The organism is Variovorax sp. GW821-FHT10B04, assembly GCF_059415645.1.
In genome coordinates, this window is record NZ_JBWKNQ010000005.1 from 170,144 (window position 1) to 188,699 (window position 18,556).

The following is an 18,556-nucleotide window of genomic DNA, read 5'->3' on the forward strand; positions in this document are numbered from 1 at the left end:
CAAAAATTTCGAGAAGACTGACGCCTACGCTTCAGGCGAACGGCGGTTGAACCAGTTGAGCGCTGGCTTGGACTAGAACCAAGCACCGAACTTTTGCGCGTGTCACCGCGTTGTAGAGCAATCTGCGCTTTTGGTCGTCGCTGCCAACGACCGCTGCAGGCCACAGCAAAATGACGTTGTCAAACTCTCGGTTCTTCGCGCCATGCACTGTCATTCCCCGCCACCCGCGGCCCTCGACTTTGCTGGATCGGCGACGTTGAGCAAAGACTTGGTCGATTGCCTTGCCTATCTCATCTCTGGAAAAACTGGCCTTGGAACGCGCTCGCCGTTGCACATCCATCCAATCCGTGACTTCCCGAGCGGCACGTGGGTCGCCAGCGCCTGTTAGAAGCGCGGTCACAGTTGGGATGTCGTTCGTCTCTTGCAACGCCAGAGACGCCGTGAAAGCGCTGGCAGCCTTCGATTCAGACTCTTCCCAGGCGACGGCGTAAGGTCCGGCGCCGTTAGACGTCGCGTTGGCCGCCGACCATGCGAGCGCATTCCGGGCAAACGTGCCAAGTGAAGGAGTGATGATTGCAACGCTTCTTCCACCTCCGTAGTAGCGCAAGTTGCCGTTTAGCCACGCGCCAGCGAGGGGCGGACGGGGCGTCAATTGGATCTTGAAGATATTCCCGGACTGCGGTGGCTGGCCGGCGCGAATAGCCGCCGCTGCGTCGAGCAGCTCCGCCACATTGGTTCGTCGTGGCTGGTTGAGTTCCTCGGGTTTACAAACCTCCTGGAGCCAAGCGCATGCGGGGTTCGGTCGCAATTGCTCATCGAGACACTGGAATTCGTCGGCCGCAACGAACACCTGCAACCGAACCGCCAAGCCTTGAACGAGGCGAAGTCGCGGCACGGTCAAATCCTGGGCTTCATCTACCAACAGGATGGGATACGACGCGGCGACCCAACTCCTCACCTCGCCGATTTGGACGAGATCTGCGGCCGCGTCACATACGCGGTCATACTCGCTCGGATCGATGTCCGCATGTCCGAGTCTGGATGCGAGAGACCTCCACCGTCGTACGAGTGACCATGCGAAGCTGTCGACAGTGGTGCAGTTTGCTCGCTTCCTGAGAATCGGCACTTGAGCGAGCCGCTCCTCGAGTCTGCGGCGCGATCCGTGCATGAAAGTCAGAGCAAGAACTTTCTGCCCCTCTGCCAATGGCGAGGCATCTAAGTGCGCACTCAGAGCCCGCATCAATTGATAGGTCTTGCCGCAGCCCGCGCCCCCTGAGAACGCCTGGATCGTCACGGCTGAAACACCCAAACTCCATCGCCATCGCGAACAAACCGCGCTGTCGCGTTTGAGCCAGCACAGGCGCATGCCAAGCCCGCCAAGAGATCAGCAGCTCGAGCACGGCACGCCGGCGTAGTCGCAATGGCCTCGGCGACAAGCTCGTAGGAGATGATGTCCATCTTCTTGGTCTTGAGGTATGCGACAGCGTCTGCCGCCGACACCGGCGCCACCTCGCCGAGCTCTGTGAGCTTAGGCACAGCGGTATCTTCATCCGCCAACAGAATCCAGCCCACTGCATCCTCGATCATGGCGCCGTTGTTCCAACGGACAATGGATGCGGGAGGTGACGGCGCGTTACGAAGTTGCCCCGCATACAGCAAGCCCTGTCCATCGCCATCCACAAGGCATGAGACGCGACGGTGCAGCCTAGTCATCAGGATGTGGGTCTCTATGACTTTGGCATCTTCCGTCGGGACCACGCCAACTTCGATGCCAAACGGCCTGCTCATGGTGTCGATCCAACCGGCCGTCATCATGAGCGGCCGCAAGATGCAACGGAGCAGCTGGAAGTCAGCTCGACCCTCGGGAATCAGAAGCGATGGCTGCATGAGCGCACTCAACACATCGACGCGGCTGTGCTGGAAGAATTTTCGCTGCCAGTTTGGTGCTGCCGCCGGCAAAGGGGCTTCCAAGAATGGCTCGGCTGACATCGCACCATCGTGCTTCTTGAGGATCAGCACCGACGTCGGGTCTGCCATGCTCGCGACCAGTGGCGAATGCGTTGTGACGAAAGTCTGCGTCGACAAGGCTTGCACGCGTTGCACCAAGCGTTGCTGGGCCGAAGGCGGCAAATGAACCTCCGGCTCCTCCAAGGCCATCAAGAATTCACCGCCTGAAGCGGCTCGTGCACGGCCGAGCTCAAGAAGCAGCAGCAGCCCTTGCATAGACACCAGCCCACTTCCTTGTCTCCCGGCAGGGATGCTGAATCCATCGGATGACGCAAAGTGGGCGGAGACGGCCTCCATGACCGCGCGACTATCGGTGCCAGTCAATCGGAGTTGAACTTTCGGCGCGTTGGGGAACGAGAGCGCCAATTCATTGTTCAGGTTCTGAATCAGCGGGGCGATGCCAGGATCCTCATCAATCGGCTGCTCGGGCGCTCGCAGCCGGTCGCGCTCAGCAAGTAGTGCCGTGGCTGGCTGCGCCGCTGCGGCCAAAACAGTTCGCTTGAAGAGTTCATTGCCGAAAGAAAACACCTTGTCCCACGTGCGGCTGGCTCTGACCAAATAGAAGCTCAGTTCCTGAATAAGCTTGCCCGGCACAGGAGCCGGCGGCTCCTCAGTGAAAGGGTCGATCGGCTCGTCGTGATCGTGGAAGTAGCGGAGCACTTCGACTGAAAGAGTCTCGGCGTCAAATCTCGCCTGCACCGCGATCTGGCAGCAAAGCTTCCAGGCAGGGTCGTCTCGCTGCGGATGCACCGTTCCGGATTCCTCATCCACCCATTTCACTACCGCCCTGCCGTCCCGGAACCATTGGCTGCTGTGCTCGGGATCGTCGTTCGGAAAATCCGTGATGGTGACCATCAGCCTGATCCGATCTGCTGGCTGCGGACAAGAACCGTAGAAGTCATGCTCCGTCAACTCTCGGACCAACCGATCTCGCCCGAGCAAGAGAGTCAGCGCTTCGATGAGCGTGGTCTTGCCGGTATTGTTGTCGCCGACGAAGACAGGGTGCTTACCGAATCGAATGAAACCAGCACGCACGCCACGGAAGTTTTCGATCTTGAGGTTAGAGACTCGCATTTTTGCTCTTGATTTCCTGCGTTTCCTGTCGTGGCTGCGCACTCCGATCCAAGTCGGAACGACTATCAAATCGTTCGGGCAGCCGTACTCGAACGATGCTTCTCTACGTCACCTATGGCAGTGGCTCTAACGTGGGAGGACGAACGTGCGCGGTAAACGTTTTTAGCGGCCGACATTCATCAACAAAGACTGACTGAAGTGTCGAGGAAGCCGGCAACTTCAGCGTTCGCTCTTTGAGGCAAAACGGCAGCACCCACAGCCGCATCCCGTTGGCCTTCGGAAAATCAAAGACGGTCAACGGTTCCATGAAGGCATCTGTCCTTGGGTAGATCAATACGATGTCCCCGGTGCCGTCCAGGTAGTGGTGACCGTAGGCGTACAACTGATAGAAGTCGGCCTGGCTGAGTTGGTATTTCTCGCGCCCGTTTTTCTTTGCCGCATCCAGCAGCTTCCACTTCGTATCCAGGACCAAGCGCGTGGTTTGCTTCTGCTTTACCAACAGATCGGGCTTCAAGCGGAACCATCGCTGGTCATCGTGCGCAACGAGGTGCTGGCTGCTTGCCTGTGCCTTCAGGACGAAGTCAGCGCGCAACTGCCTTGCCAAGTGCTTCTCGACATAGGCCTCGAACACCGCTTCCATCGGAAACAACAGCGACGGGGCATGGTGACTTCCCATCCCAGAGATAGGGCTGAGACCCTGCAGGATCAGCTTGGCCCAGTCCAGTGCAGACTCGTAGTAGCCCATCCCTCGATCCAGCCTGATTCGCTGAATGTCTTGGGCAATATCGACTGACGGCGGAACCTCTGAAAAGACAAAACTGAGTTCGCGCGCGACACGCTGGCTTTCCTGCGATCGGCACAGGGTCAGAACATGGCGAAGCGCCGTGTGAATCAGGCGGTTCTCTGCACGGTCCTGCGAAAACTCGTCATGCTCGGTAAAGAACCGGTCACGCCTGACCAGATTCTGGGAGATCTGCCGTGCCACCAACATCCGCCCACGAAGTGCAAAGAGGTTGTCCTGTCGCACGATATAGTCACTGCGCAGTCCGCGCTTGACGAGCGAACCGACGGCCAACAGGAACTGCTGGATGAACACCTCCAGGAGGGGCATGCGTTCAGCGACCAAGTCCGCGTTGGCTGTCTTGATGTGCCGAAACCCGGCCAGGCACTTCAACATCTCGATGAGGAGTGCGCGCGCCACTTCAGGCGACGTGTTCCTGCCGATCTTTGGAAGTACCTCGATCTGAAATCCGCATGGGGCACGAATGACGCCCACATAGCTGGTGACCTGAATTGCCCGCTGGCCGCTCAGTTGGGTCGGCTTGAGCCAGCCAGGGGCTTCATCGCCATTTCGCAGGGACTGCATGCCCAGCCAAGCGAAGACACGCCTGGGAACAGCAAGCCCGACCGCTCCGGCCTTTGCTTCGACGACCTTGTCGAACTCAAAGATCGTCAGGGAATTCATCCAGCGGTCACGGCAGGCTTGGCCGCATAGATGCCTACGTAGGCGTCCGGCTGATCAAGTGCGGCCGCGTTCAACTGGTAGCGAGAACGAATCGCGTACTGATCTAGCTCGTGCTCGCGGCCGAAGAGGGCCAGCAGGTCCTCCTCGCGGCCGATTTCATGCACGAATTGATGGTCCTGCTTGGCCTTCTGGTTATCGCCCAGAACCAGTCGAATCTTCTGCCAGTCCTCGAAGAAGTATTCCTCCAATAGCGGGATGATCTTGTTCCTGAAGACGGTCTTCAGCTCGCTGAACCGATCCGAATCTTTCAGGTCTTTGATGCGCGTGAAGTAGGCATGCCCCACCGTGTGGTCACGGTCGTACAAGGCCTCGATCCGCTTGTTCAGCATGGTCAGCAGCTGTTCGATGTTGATGTCTACGCCGTTGTGGGAGACGATGGTGCCTGCCAGAACCGAGGGCTTGGGCATCGACTCGATGAACTCAAAGCGACGGCGAAGCGCTGTGTCGACCAGTGCCAACGAGCGGTCTGCCGTATTCATCGTCCCGATCACATCAACGTTCGACGGCACGCTGAAGCTCTCCGTGGAGTACGGCAACGTCACGGCGACGGGATACTTCGCACCCTCGCGCTTGTCGACTTCTACGAGTGTGATGAGCTCGCCGAAGACCTTGCTGATGTTCCCGCGATTGATCTCATCGATCACCATCGCGTACTGCCGCGACGGGTTCTTGCGCGCCCGGTCACACAGCCTCAAGAAGGCGCCTGGTTTGATCTCGTAGCGCACCTCCCCGTTCGACGCGGAGGCTGTCTCGCTGTCTACCCGCTTCTTGCCGCGCTTGGTGATGACGGGGCGTAGGCCCTCTACGAACTCCTCATACCCATAGGATTGGTGGAAGGTGACAAACTCGTAGCGCTCGCCGTACTCGGCATCTGTGTAGTCAGACACGAGCAGGGCCTGCAAGTCGAACGTCTTGCCGGTTCCGGGTGGGCCGTAGTAGATGACATTCTTGGGCGGCTTGTCGCTCTTGGGCTCATCTTCAATGTCGTAGTCGTCGGGCCAGTAGCCGTTGCGTCCAGACCGTGCCCCGAGCTTGGCTGGCCAACTGCCTTCGTCCTTGTCGGCGGCCTCGAAAAGCTGAACAAGGTCGCTCGTGAGATCGGTTGGCTCAAGCTCATCCAACCCAGCAAAGGCGGACCAACTGACCCGGATGCCGTCCTTGCGCAAGAACAGCCATCCGACTGGCCCACCTTTGACGACGCCCTTCTCCTTGCGTCCGAAGCGCAGCTGGCTGTTGGTGGCCCGGGTGAACCACCAGTCCAGCCCCATTTCGTTCACTGCACGGGCAAGTCGGCCGAACAGCTCAGTCGTGGTGCTGGTCCACAGCGGCTGTCTTTCAACGAAGTCCTCGTGCCCCTTGAAGTGGTGCAGCAAAGACTCCTGGTCTTGCCCTGCCGAAAGTCCTAGCTGGTCGGCGACGTCGTCGTAGGTCAGTTTGAAGCTCTTGATCGATTCGACGCTCCAGTCGACCAGCGCTGTGAAGTCCAGGGCGAGCCCCTCGGCCGCTGACTTAACGGCCACGATGGGCGAGGACGTGAATGGCCCTCGGATCTGCTCGTACTTCTTCCGCAGCGCCGGGTCATTGACCTTGATATCCACGAGGTCGATCTTGACGACGAATCCAAGCTCGGCGTCAATGCCGACGGTGTAGGCCAGGCCCTCTGGTGCGTTCTGCGTCGGGTAAATCCGAGCCCAGTTGTAGTGGGTGAACTTCTTCTGCCACTGGTCGGTCGGCTTCCGGACGGTCTTGGTCTTTCCGTCCTTGAAAAGTTGCTGTTGCAGCGCCTCGGCCCAATGCTTGGTGACGTCGTAGGCTTGCCCCAGCTCTTCATAGACGCGCTGTTGCTCCGGGTTGGTCTTGTCGTAGACCGTCCCCTTCCATTTGTTCAGCAGCTTGAAATGGTCGCTGTTGAAATAGTTCTGTGCCATCGTCTCAAATCCCTTCGACGTCCATGCCGTGTTCGGCCAGCCAGATCTTTCGCCGCTCAAAATCAGGCAGTGCGCGCTCGACCCGCTGCCAGAACTCTGGTGTGTGATGCGGTTGATGCAGGTGTGCCAGTTCATGCACGACCACGTACTCGGCAATGCGCGGCGGTAGCAGGATGGTCTTCCAGTGGAAGTACAGCCAGTCGCCTTTGCCGCATGAGCCCCAGCGGTAGCCCAGGTCTTGCACCTTGAGGCCCACAGGCTGTACTTCCATGCGCGCAACGTAGTCCTGGACCTTTTCCCACAGCCAAAGCCTGGCCCGGGCGCTGTACCACTGAACCAAGTGGGTCCGGGCGGTTTCGACCAAGTCGCGGCGCAACATGAAGCGGCCATTCAGCAGCTTCAAGGCTGCGTCCTGTTGATCCACCAACCGCAGCCGGTAGCTCCGGCCCAGGTACAGAAATCCCTCGCCATCGACATAGCTCTTGGTCGGTACTGCCTTTTGCAGGCGATCCTTCTCTGCCAGCTTGGTGTAGATCCAGAAGCGCTTTTCCAAGACGAACTCGCGCAGACGTTCCTCTTCGACATCGGGCGGTGCCGACAGCACCAACTCACCGCTGCGATCCACGGTGATCTGCAGGGTCCTGCGCCGGGTGCTCGGCTTCAGTTCGAAGGAGAGATCGTCTACGGTCAGTACGCTCATGCCTTGGTCAACCTCTCATGGTTGGCGCGGGCGAGTTCAAGCAGGCGATCTTTCAGGGCCGACACATCACCGGGCGCGATCAAGCGGGATGTGCGCAGTGTTCTGAATATGCGCGCGCCTAGAGCGTCTTGTGCCGGGCGCTTGTGTGGCTCCCAGAAGGTGTCGGTTAATTCACCGGCAATCATGTCGACCAGCTCCACAGTCAGGTCCCGAATCTTCAGCAATTGCTCGTCACTCGGGCGCTCGGTGCCCACCACGGCCTCCAGCAGCATGCGCAGGAACGGCACGTAGTGTTCGGGCATGTCGGGCAGGCCTGCGTCATCGCTGGAGGCGCCCGCGCGCATGTCGCTGATGATCTTCTGCAGCGCTGTGATCAGGTCATCCCACTGGTCCGCCAACGTCTTCAGGATCTCGTTCAGGCGCTCGCTGAGCTTGCGGAACAGCACCGGGTCCTCATCCAGATGCTTGCGAATGTGCGAGCGGATGGCGTGTTCCATCTCGGACGCCTTGGCGCGGTCGTTCGCCTGCCGTGACAGATGCGAATCGAACTCCGCGTCAGTCAGTGCAATCGGCGGAATCTTGGGATCGACACCCAACGAGATCACATGGTCGTCGATCAGCTTGCGGACCTTGGCGCCTACATCCTTGCCCAGAACCGGCGTGTCCTTGTAGCGGTTGCGGGCTCGGGCGTAGATGTACGAGAGGGTCTTGGCGTCCTTGGAGAAGGGCAGGCCCTCAGGGCGCGGCAACACCATGTCCAGTGAACCCAGGAACTGCTTGAGCTTGACGGTGAATTCCGCGCGCAGCCGTTCGTCTGCCAGCACTTCGACGCAGGTCTCCGCGTCATCCAGCAATTCGATGCCGCGGCTGCGAAACAGGTCCACCACGCGCAGGTGCCGATCGCGCAGCGCCGGCACTTCGTCTTTCAGGCTTTGCAGTGCGCCCTGAATGTCCTCGTCGGCGTAGGCCGCCAGGGCTTCCTTCAGGTGCTGGGCCACGCCGTAGTAGTCCACCACGATGCCGCAGCGCTTGCCAAACCCCGTGCGGTTCACGCGGGCAATGGCCTGCAGCAACTCCGCCTCGCGGATCGGGCGGTCGAGGTACATCACGCCTTCAATCGGCGCATCGAAGCCGGTCAACAGCATCGACTTCACGACCAGGAAGGCCAGTGCGTCGGTCTTCTCTGGCTTGGTGTGGAACAGCGGCTTCTTGAAGCGCTTGATCCGCGTCTCGTTGGCCGCCGCGTCCGTCCAGTGCTTCCAGGCCGGATCGTCGTTGTTGCTTCCGGAAATCACCGCCGCGAACTCGATGCTCTTCAGCGTGTCGCGGTAACGCCAGGCTTGCACGATGGCCTGCACCTTGGGCGGCCGCTGGCACAGCGCCTCGTCGTCCAGCGCCTTGTCTTCCGGCGGCAGCGCGTCAGCTTCGGCGAGCAGTTCGGCACGCGCGGTTTCAAACGCAGCCACATAACGCACCGCCGCCAAGCGGCTGTAGGCCACCACCTGCGCCTTGTAGCCGTTGGGCAGGATGTTGGTCACATAGTGGCGCAGCATGTCGCGCGCCTTGTCCGCGATCAGCAGTGGGGCATCGAAGATCGGTCCCTTGGTGGCGTACTTCTGCTTGATCGCCTCCAGTTCCTCGACACTGCGATCGCGGAACAAGTCCTCGAACAACTCGTCCAGGCTGGCGCCGTCTTTGACCGCACCTTGCGCCGTACGCCCCTCGTACAGCACGGGCACGGTCGCGCCGTCTTCCTCGGCCTCTTTGATCGTGTAGCGGTCGATGAACTCGCCGAAGATCTCGTGGGTGCGCTTCTTGTCACCCATGATGATCGGCGTGCCGGTGAAGCCGATGCGCGCGCAGTTGGGCAACCCGGCCAGCAGGTTGGCGTGCAAGTCACCCGCCTGGGTGCGGTGCGCCTCATCGACGAGCACGAGGATGGTCTCGTCCTCGTTCAACACCTCGAAGGTCTTCGCCGCAGGCTTGGCTACATAGACCGCCGCAGCAGGCTCCTTCACGCCCATCTGCCCGTCTTGCCAGCCCTCCGGGATGTCGTCCTCGGTCAGGCCCGGCTCACCGGCGGCATCCGGGTCACGGTACTTCTGGATCGTGGCGAACAGCAGCCCGGGGCCCTTGCGGCGCACCAGCTTCTGCACGGCCACCGTCGACGTGGCCACCTCCACCACCTCGCCGGTCAGGGTGGCCGTGGCGCTCAGCTGGTCCTGCAAGTCCTTGCGGTCGGTCACCACCACCACTTTGAAGCGGCGCAGGGCGGCGTTGGTACGCAGCTTGCGCACCAGGAACACCATGGTCAGCGACTTGCCCGAACCCTGCGTGTGCCAGATCACACCGCCGCGCCGGTCGTACTCGCCATCTTGCAGGCGAGTCTTGCCGCTCTGCAGGCGCTCAATCGCCTTGTTCACGGCGCGGAACTGCTGATAGCGGCATGTCACCTTGATGGTCTGCCCGCCTGCCTGCATGAACAGGGTGAAGTGGCGAACGATGTCCAGCAGGTTTGCCTTGGTGAGCATGCCCGCCACCAACCGCTGCTGTTCGGACAGTGCGGCAACCCCCAGGCTGGCGGCAATGTCTTCTTCGCGCGCCGGGGTCACGGTCTTCCAGCTGGCAAAGTGCTCGAACAGGCCGCCGATGGTGCCCACACGCGCTTCGTCGAAGCTGGACGCAATCAGCAGCTGGTTGGTGAAGAACAGCGGCTCGTTGCCCTCGTTGTCTTCCACCTCGTAGTTCGCGTGCCGCTGGTTGCTGTACCGGCGCAGCTGGTCGATGGCTTCACTCAGTGGCTCAGGGACGGATGGGCTCTTGCACTCCACCACCACCAGCGGAATGCCGTTCACCAGCAGCACCAGGTCCGGCACGATGAAGGCCTTGCCGCTGTTGTAGCCCGGCGGGCAGTCCACGCGGTACTGGTTGACGACGGTGAAGGTGTTGTTCTCGGGCGTGTCCCAGTCGATGAAGCGGATGGTTTGGCCACGCCCGCCATCCCAGCCCGGTAGGCCGTCGACAGTGATGCCCAGCAGTAGCAACTCCGTTGCCGCCTGGTTGGCTTCGATTAGCTTGGGCCTTGCAATGCGCGTGATCGCCGCAACTGCCTCAGAGATGCGGCCCTCGTCCAGCCAGGGCACGAATGCCCCATCCACCTCGCGCAAATTGATCTCTGCCAGCTTGGCGCGCAGCACGCCTTCCTGGATCACCTCTGTGAAGCTGGTGCGGCCCGTGACAGTGGGCTCGTCGATGCTGCCCGAGATGTGCATCCACCCCAGGGCCTCCAGTTGCTCGACGAACGGCTTTTCAACGTCTTGAAGTTCCCATCCCATTACGAACCCTCTTTATAGGTTTAGATTTTTTATCAACCGTTCAGCGCCTATGGAATTCTCTTTTTCATTCAATTCATTCCAGATGGCTAACAGTTTTTCCCTAAGCGGCCGCAGCTTCTTCAAGAAATACTTCAGAGTCTTTCGATCAATTTCGCCAGCCAAAATGGAAAAGTCCAGCAAACTGAGGGAAACGTCAATCTTGTCAGAGTGCGTGATATGTAAGTGGGCAGTGTTGTGACTTACATTTTCTTTTCGAATTTCTACGCGAACTTTGTCTTCTCGCATGACAAGAAGTTCAGGCAGGAACTGATCCCCCAACAACTCTCTTCGATACTCTTCTTTCGCCAAATTCTCGGCGTCATAAGCATGAAAGCAGAGCTGTGAAAGGATTGAATCTGCATCATTACTTGATGCTGAAGCTGAGGTCATTGCCAGATTCGTCACCCGGACCCGACCAGTGAGGAGGTCGTCCATGGCCCCGGCCTTTTCTTGCTGGCGCTTGTGAAGCTCCTGCTGTTCGACCGTAAGCCTGGTCAACAGCGCGCGGAAGCGAGCGACGATTGCGATCTGCTCATCTTTTGTCGACGGCATCGGGAGTTCAAACGTTTCGACATCCACTTTTGTGATGTTCGGATCCTTCCGTGTACTGGCTGCAACTCGCTTCCACCTCGGTCTTCCGTGCTGAAGCGCACGTAACACGTACTCGGGCACAACGTCAGGGTCGTTGATCACTACGGCGCTGATTGCCTGGTTTGTCGCTGCAGGAGCGCCCAGCATTCCCGTTCGCCCAATCTGTTCCCACCCACCGTACATTGCGATCAAGACTGAGTCCGCTGGCAGAACCGGGCAGGAGCTCTCGCGGAGTGCCGCGACCGTGATGCACTCGTCTGTCTGGCGTATGACGTCTTCGTTCAGATCAAGCGTCTTCACCCAAGGCGTTCCGTCTAAGTGGAAATAGCGATCAGCCTTTCCGCGTGAGGGCGTACTTCCTGATTTGATTTCGCCAAGCGAGGCGACAGCCCGTAGAGTCCAGTCCTTCGGGATCCAGCCAATCCTGGACTCCTGATAGAGATGTGGTGCCTGCTCGTAGCTTGGGCGAAGGACGCCTTCGGCATCCAAACCGCGCGTTAGCAGGTCATGAAGCAAGCCCCGTTTGACCTGCTTCAGTTTCTTGACGATCGCCTCGGAATACTGAATTGTCGACTCAATAGTCGCCAACACTGCAGCGATCTGCGCTTGCTCTGGCTCTTCTGGATAACGCACAGGCAATGAAAGAAGTGCCGACTTTGGCAGATTCTTCATGCTGGCGCTTGTACCCGTGGCGTGAATTTCTACAAAGTGCCGGTACTCATGCGACTGAAGCACATATGACAGCCAGCGAACATTCGTTGGCACTTCAGCTCTTAACTTCAACTGCCAAATCCGGTCTGGCAAAAAGAGCGTCTCGTGAACGTCTTCCACATAACAAGACTCTCCGACCAACGCGGGAGTGTTCATGCGACTAACCAAAATGGAATTCGCCAGCACCGGCTCGGCTACCAGCCGACGCTCTGCTTGAACGACCGCCTTGTTCTGCTCAGGACGGAACACACATCCGCTCAAGGCACTGGTCTTTAGAACACCAAGTTCACCGGCGCGATGCGGCCTGTCCTCAGCGTTGACACTTACGCCGGCGTCGAGCGATTGAACACATCTACTGAGTTGAGCGCTAGTCCATTCAGACATAACGCAACCCTTTCAAGAAGTCCTGCAGGTGCTTGGCCGCTAGGTCACGATCACGCTCGATCTCGGTCAGCGTCACCTTGTACTTGCTCCACCAGTTCTCGAAAGCCGCCACGATGAGTTGACGCTGGCCTGTGACGTAGCGCTCCACGATCCGTTTCATGTCGTCATGCAGGATGGTCAGCAGCAACTTGGCGGCGTCCTCGGTCTCCAGGCCGTCCACGGCCAAGTTGAGCTGATCGGCGAAGACCTTCTTACGGTCGGCCAGCTGCTTCTTCACGTCCTTGAGAGCGTCGCGCAGTTCATCGAAGACGGCGAGCTGGTCCAGGATGGGCTGCAGAGTTGTCTCGATGGCTTGCTGTTTCTGAGCCTGGACGAGCAGTTCTGCGTCGTGCGCAGCAACTTCGCCGTCCAGGGCGGCGATCTCGGCAGCATTTGTTTGTTGAGTCTTAGGCTTGTCGAGCTTTTTCAGTGCGCTGGCGCTAGCCTTTCTGTCTTTCTCGATCGCCTTCACAATCCGAGCGATCTCTTTGATCTTGGCCTCCAGGTCCTTCTTCTTGGTCTTGAGCTGGGCCTCATCTACAGCATCGTCGTCATCGGCCTCGGCGGCTTCTTCGCCTTCGTCGTCGCTCGTGTCACTGGCCTTGATCTGGGCCTCGAGCTCGACCTTCTTGGCTTCCAGTTCCTCTATCTCATCGACGAAATTTCCCATCAGGAACTTGACCAGCTTGTGTTCGAGCGGGCTTTCCTTCTTGGCCTTGTCTTCCAGCGCGGTGACGATACTGGTGCGCCAAGCATCGACTACGCCGTGCGAGCCGCGCGCCATCAGGGTGAGGAAGTCGTACTTGGTCTGGTTCCAGAAACCGGCCACAATGCCGCGCACCTGGAAGGGGTCGAGCAACCCGATCTGTTCCAATGAGCCGCTGAAGCTGGCCAGCAACTCGTTTCGCAGGGCCACAAAGCTTTGTGCCCCCGCCAAATCGGCAATGCGCTGACTGTGAGCTGTCCACCAGGCTTCGAAGGCGGCGTAGATCGCTGCTTCCTTGGCCTGTAGCCCGACATTGGATTCGATTGCAGGTTTGAGTTCGGTCTTTGCGGTGAAGGCGGGCTTGAAGTCGTAGTAGGTGCCGTCCCGCTCGACGAAGATGTCCATCGGGTTCAAGCCGTGCGCGTCTAACAGCGCCTTCTTCTGCGGGTTCGCCACTTCGGCCTTGGGGACTCCACCTACCAAATGGGCGCGCACGTCATGCGGCTCAGGCGGCGGGGCGTTGTCGGCATAACGGCGAATGTTGAGGTTGTAGCCGTTGGCCTTGAGCGTGGTGTTGTCTACGATGGCCGAGAAGCCTGGCTCCTCCTTGTAGGCATCAAAGGTGGTGACGATCTTCTCGATATGCTCGGGCATCAGAAAGTTCTGCGCCCGCCCCTCGAAGTATTCGCGGTCGGCGTTGATGAACAGCACCTTGCCTTGGCGCTCCTTCGGCTTGCCGCTGACCTGTTCAGCACCGTTCTGCACCCGCTGTCGCAGCACTAGGATGCATGCTGGGATGTTCGTGCCATAGAAGAGGTTTGGCGCTACGCCGATAACGGCTTCCAGCAGGTCGTCTTCGATCATGCCGGCGCGGATGGTTCGCTCCTCTCCGCCCCGGAACAGCACCCCGTGCGGCATGACCGTAGCAATCTGCCCGCCATCGGCCAGCACCGCGACCATGTGCTGCAGGAACATCATGTCGGCCTTCTTGGCCCCCTGCGGTACCTCGCCATAGGTGAAACGCTCAGCTCGGAACTTCGGCTCCCAGGCCGTTTTTTCATCGGCGTCTTTGTCCTTTGAACCCCACACTTGCGAGAAGGGCGGATTGGCAAGGATGCGGTCGAACCTTCGAAGTTCTCCACCCTTGACATGCTGTGGATTCTCCAAGGTGTCGTCGTTGTGCAAATCTGCCGTGCTGATCCCGTGTAGAAGCATGTTCATCTTTGCGATGGACCACACCGTGCCGCTGTCTTCCTGACCATAGAGGTTGGCTTTGCGTCCCTCTTGCCCAAGCTCATCGATGTATTCCTTGGCGGAGATCAGCATGCCGCCCGACCCACAGCAGGGGTCATAGATGTGATGCTGCAGTTCCGGCTTGATCAAACGAACCATCATCCGCACCACCGAGCGTGGTGTGTAGAACTCCCCGCCCTTCTTCCCAGCGGAATCGGCGAAATTTCCGATCAGGTACTCGTAGGCAGCACCGAGTAGATCGGGAAACTCAAAATCCTCATTGCGAAGGCGATGCAAGCTGAAATGGTTAATCAGCCGACGCAGTTTGACGTCAGGAATCTTGCTCTGGCCGACTTTCTTGGTGAAGTTGATATGCTCCAAAACGTCATACAGGCTAGTGTTGCCAGTCTCCAGGCCGGCGAGCGCCTTGTTCAGGAAGTCGCCGACGTTCTGGTGGGCCTCGTTGAGCAGGTACCCGTATCGCGACTGGGGTGGCACCCAGAAGGAGCCCTCCTCCATGTACCAATCTTTCTGGTTGGCGCTCTCGATGGCTTCCGCCTCGCTCAAGCCCGCCGCCAGTTCCTCCTTGAGGATCTTCTCGCGGTGCTGGTCGAACACGTCGGAGCAGCGTTTGAGGAACAGCATTCCGAAGATGTATTCCTTGAACTCGGAGGCGTCCATCTTGCCGCGCAGGATGTCGGCGGCTTTGAAGAGGTGGCGTTCCAGCTGTGGGAGGGTTAAAGGCATTCAGGAAATCCGGTCTTGTTCGTTCAATCAATCGTTGCTGGGGCTTGCAGTCGTCGCCTACCCGAAGAGGCTGGACTGCTTGACGATGTAGCCCGCAGGCTTCTTCTGTTTTTCGATCGCGCCTTCGTCGACAAGGCGCTGCAGCCACGCCTTGGCTTGCGCGTTGGAAACGTCCAGAGCAGCGGCAACCTCGGCGTCCTTCATTGGGGCCTTCAGCAGCAACTGGATGACTTCCCGGACAGCGGCAAACAGCGTGTCGGCGGGTGTTGATGTTGTCGTCGGCAATGAGTCGTCTGCTTCAGGTTTGGCCTCAACTACTTGCGCGACTGAAGGAGCGGCATCTGGCGTTGGATCAACAGGCGCTTCGCTGGGTGCGGAAACCGGTGGCGGCGCTGGCTCATTCGGCGACTCATTCGCCGGTGGTGCCTCAGGAACTGCCGACAGCGTGGGCGCGACCTCGGACGGTCCATCACTGGGAAACAGCGCTAGGCCTGACTGCGGCGGCGCCGGCGGTATCGGCGTGGCGACATCGAACGCGCCCTCAAAGGCGTCGGCGTCTTGCGGGTTCGGCCAGGGGAGCGCCCCCTTGCTGCGCAGGGCGTCGAGTCCGGGAGACGACCCGCTCGTCGATCGAACGTACACGGGCACGAACTTGAGCTTGTCCAACTGCTCGACAGCACCAGTCCAGGTGCCGCCCTTGTTCAGATCGGAGCTGACAACCAGGGATGCATCGGCCAGAGCGTAGATCAGCTTGTTACGCTGCATCGCATTGCCGACGTTGAACCCCGCGCTTGGGTCGTAGGGAGAAAGCAGCACCAGTTGGCCATCGAGCAGCAGGTTGCGGTGCTCGCGGTTCATGGTCGTTTTTTCCAGGCTGTCCGCGAGGACGCCACTGACCTTGCCGCCCGCTTCGAGCGCACCGCGCATGGCAGCTTGGTCGATACCCTTGGCGCCGCCGGACACGAGCGTTCTTCCGGCTCGCGCAGCCAATCGGCCCACGGCCATCGTGTAGTCGATCAGCGAATCGTCCACGTGACGAGACCCGACCACGGCGAGACCACCTGACTCCAGCAGACTCATGTCGCCGCAGCCGTAGATCACTGCCGGGGCATCTTCGCGCAGGCGCGCCTTCAAGCGGCGGGGGTACTCGGCATCAGCGCGGCTGACCACCCAGATCGCGCGCGCTTGCCAGCGTTCAATGACTTGGCTGAGGAGGAAGCCTCGCCCCAGCAAACGCTGCAGACGGGCTTCATCAATCACTGGCTGGCAGGCACGCAGTAGATCGGCCGCGTCTGGCGACACGAGATCCGCAGGTTGGCGTTGAATTTCCCGCAGATGGCGGGCAAGGCGCTTGTATTCACCGAGCGACAAGAGCTCCGATGACGACGTGCCGCGTCCAGCGATCAGCGGCGCCGTCAACAGCAGGATCGCCTGGGTGTTGGGGGACAGGGTGGCAGTCATTCGTCATGCCCCGTCTGAGAGAGTGCCATCGGCCAGACCTCACCACTTCCGCTCTGGCGAAGCAGCCACGCGGCTACGGTCAACGTCCAGCGTGAGTCAACCATGTCATCGACCAAGATCACCGGCCCCTGCGGGATCGGCTGACCGTTGAGTGCCAGCGAGCCGTCGATGTTGCGCGCCTGCTGTGTACTGTTTGCCATCGTCTTCTGTTCGGGCCTGTCGTCTGTTTTCGCAATGACCATATGAAACGGCAGACCCAGCGCCGCAGCCAAGCGCTTCGCAAAATTCGGAACGAGATCAGGATGACGTAGCGATGGAACACACGTCATCCATGTCGGTCTGGGCTGAGGGTCCCACTCGTGAATCATCTTCACGCAGGCGCCAACTAGGTCGTCGGCGAACTTACCGTCGTGATACTTGCCTTGCCGGACCAGTCCGCCCCAGCCGGCGTCACCCCATACGCACAGAGCCTTGCCGGGCTGTGCTTGGTGGCCGAGGGCAATAAATCCCTTGACGCCGTACTGGGGCATCCCCCCATCAGGCCACTTCTTGCGGGGTTCGATGGGCAGGCTGGTGCGCCGAAGAAACGCAATGGCGTCGCGAACCAGCGCCTCATTCACTCCAGTGGGCAGCGGGGGAAGCGCGGGCTGGGTGACAACACTTGGATCACCGTCGAGCGCGCCGATCAAGAAACCCATGTGTTCACCGAAGGGCAGACTAACGTAGTCCTGCATCTGCTGATGTTCGTCACGTCGCAAGGCCGTCAGTCGCTCGGCGCGCGCCCAGAACCCCTCGCTCAGCGTGGCTGCCGTGAGCTGCCACTTGGTACCTTGTTTGGCGATGGGCGCTGGTGCTTCCAGGGAGAGCAGCGCGATCGTCTTGTCGACGCGCCCCTTGCTCAGGTTGACGCGACTCAGCAGCTCGGGGACGGACAGGCCGTTCTCTTCTTCCTCAAGTGCGCCCAAGACGTCGGCGACTTCCTGCCGGGTCGGGAACGCGCTTCGGATGAACCAGTCGGTGATGTCTGACTCTTCTTGGCCGCTGAGCAGCACGCCGTAGGCGGAGTCCAGCGCGCGCCCGGCACGGCCCACCTGCTGGTAGTACGCAACGACGGAACCAGGCATCTGGTAGTGGATGACAAACGCGAGGTCGGGCTTGTCGTAGCCCATGCCCAGCGCCGTCGTTGCGACCAGAGCTTTGACTTCGTTGTTGAGCAGCGCCTGTTCCAGCGCCTCTCGACGGTCGCCCGTTTCGCCCGTGTAGGCCTCGACATTGAAACCCCGGGTCTTGAGCCAGTCAGCGACTTGGTTGGCGTCGCGCACCGTCAGCGTGTAGATGATCCCGTGGCCCTGCAGTGTGGCCAGTTGCTCCGCCAGCCAGGCGAGGCGCTCGGCCTGGCTAGGCAAGCGGATGGTTTGCAGGGAAAGCGAGGTCCGATTCAAGTCGCCTCGCGAGACGTCCAGCTTGGGACCGAGCACGGCAGCAAGGTCCTCCATCACGCGGTTGTTCGCTGTTGCCGTGGTGGCGAGCAGTCGCAGGTTGGGCGGCAGCGTTTTGACGATCCGCTCCAACAGGCGATAGTGAGGGCGGAAGTCGTGGCCCCAGTCGGAGATGCAATGTGCCTCGTCGATGACCAGCATCGAAATCTGTGCAGCGATGCCAGCCAGAACCTGCGTGCGGAAGCGCTCGTTCGCCAGGCGCTCGGGCGAGATCAAGAGAATGTCGATTTCCCCACGAGCCAGCTTGGCCTCGACTTGGGTCCAGTCGTCGACGTTGTCGGAGTTGATCGTGGCAGCGCGAACGCCCATGCGCTCTGCTGCGGCGATCTGATTCCGCATAAGCGCCAGCAGCGGGGAGATCAGTAGGGCCGGACCGTTGCCGTCGTCGCGCAGAAGCTTCGTCGCGATGAAGTAGACGAAGCTCTTTCCCCATCCGGTCTTCTGAACGACCAGCAGGCGGCCACGGCCATCGACGATGTGGCGAATCGCATCTTCTTGGTCTTCACGGAAATTGGCGTCGGCGCGTCCCGAGCCGATCCGGAGCAAGTCCAGCGCGCGTTGTGGGTTGTACGTCATG

General features: G+C 60.0%; 10 protein-coding genes. All 10 read right to left on the reverse strand.

Annotated features, from left to right (window positions below; all coding sequences use genetic code 11):
* Positions 1-31 precede the first annotated feature (31 nt).
* Positions 32-1,294 (reverse strand): ATP-binding domain-containing protein, encoded by a 1,263-nt coding sequence (locus AC07PZ_RS14775; RefSeq protein WP_495295858.1) that lies wholly within the window; start codon positions 1,292-1,294, stop codon positions 32-34.
* On the reverse strand, positions 1,291-3,081 hold the full coding sequence (locus AC07PZ_RS14780) for an ATP-dependent nuclease (RefSeq protein WP_495295859.1): 1,791 nt from the start codon (positions 3,079-3,081) through the stop codon (positions 1,291-1,293). Before AC07PZ_RS14780 ends, AC07PZ_RS14775 begins: the two co-directional genes overlap by 4 nt.
* A 112-nt stretch (positions 3,082-3,193) precedes the next feature.
* Entirely contained in the window at positions 3,194-4,546 is a 1,353-nt protein-coding gene (locus AC07PZ_RS14785; protein WP_495295860.1) for an McrC family protein, read from the reverse strand.
* Positions 4,543-6,534: an McrB family protein gene (locus AC07PZ_RS14790; protein ID WP_495295861.1), complete on the reverse strand. Its 1,992-nt coding sequence runs from the start codon at positions 6,532-6,534 to the stop codon at positions 4,543-4,545. Before AC07PZ_RS14790 ends, AC07PZ_RS14785 begins: the two co-directional genes overlap by 4 nt.
* Before the next feature lie 4 nt (positions 6,535-6,538).
* Positions 6,539-7,234, reverse strand: coding sequence for a M48 family metallopeptidase (locus AC07PZ_RS14795; protein ID WP_495295862.1), 696 nt, complete (start codon positions 7,232-7,234; stop codon positions 6,539-6,541).
* Positions 7,231-10,569, reverse strand: a complete 3,339-nt coding sequence (locus tag AC07PZ_RS14800; protein ID WP_495295863.1) for a type I restriction endonuclease subunit R — start codon at positions 10,567-10,569, stop codon at positions 7,231-7,233. The genes AC07PZ_RS14795 and AC07PZ_RS14800 overlap by 4 nt, the downstream gene beginning before the upstream one ends.
* 12 nt (positions 10,570-10,581) lie before the next feature.
* Complete coding sequence (locus tag AC07PZ_RS14805; protein WP_495295864.1) at positions 10,582-12,171, reverse strand: restriction endonuclease subunit S; 1,590 nt, start codon at positions 12,169-12,171, stop codon at positions 10,582-10,584.
* Between the two features lie 115 nt (positions 12,172-12,286).
* On the reverse strand, positions 12,287-15,019 hold the full coding sequence (locus AC07PZ_RS14810) for a type I restriction-modification system subunit M (RefSeq protein WP_495295865.1): 2,733 nt from the start codon (positions 15,017-15,019) through the stop codon (positions 12,287-12,289).
* Positions 15,020-15,076: 57 nt separating this feature from the next.
* The gene (locus tag AC07PZ_RS14815; RefSeq protein WP_495295866.1) at positions 15,077-16,480 is read right to left on the reverse strand and encodes a DNA-processing protein DprA; all 1,404 of its coding nucleotides are present in this window, start codon (positions 16,478-16,480) and stop codon (positions 15,077-15,079) included.
* Complete coding sequence (locus tag AC07PZ_RS14820) at positions 16,477-18,555, reverse strand: RecQ family ATP-dependent DNA helicase (RefSeq protein ID WP_495295867.1); 2,079 nt, start codon at positions 18,553-18,555, stop codon at positions 16,477-16,479. The genes AC07PZ_RS14815 and AC07PZ_RS14820 overlap by 4 nt, the downstream gene beginning before the upstream one ends.
* Position 18,556: the final 1 nt, after the last annotated feature.

Bases quoted from the DNA above. Each gene is read 5' to 3' on its own strand.
- AC07PZ_RS14810 (WP_495295865.1), bottom strand. From the start codon at position 15,019: ATGCCTTTAACCCTCCCACAGCTGGAACGCCACCTCTTCAAAGCCGCC.
- AC07PZ_RS14795 (WP_495295862.1), bottom strand. From the start codon at position 7,234: ATGAGCGTACTGACCGTAGACGATCTCTCCTTCGAACTGAAGCCGAGC.
- AC07PZ_RS14790 (WP_495295861.1), bottom strand. From the start codon at position 6,534: ATGGCACAGAACTATTTCAACAGCGACCATTTCAAGCTGCTGAACAAA.
- AC07PZ_RS14780 (WP_495295859.1), bottom strand. From the start codon at position 3,081: ATGCGAGTCTCTAACCTCAAGATCGAAAACTTCCGTGGCGTGCGTGCT.
- AC07PZ_RS14820 (WP_495295867.1), bottom strand. From the start codon at position 18,555: ATGACGTACAACCCACAACGCGCGCTGGACTTGCTCCGGATCGGCTCG.
- AC07PZ_RS14785 (WP_495295860.1), bottom strand. From the start codon at position 4,546: ATGAATTCCCTGACGATCTTTGAGTTCGACAAGGTCGTCGAAGCAAAG.
- AC07PZ_RS14800 (WP_495295863.1), bottom strand. From the start codon at position 10,569: ATGGGATGGGAACTTCAAGACGTTGAAAAGCCGTTCGTCGAGCAACTG.
- AC07PZ_RS14815 (WP_495295866.1), bottom strand. From the start codon at position 16,480: ATGACTGCCACCCTGTCCCCCAACACCCAGGCGATCCTGCTGTTGACG.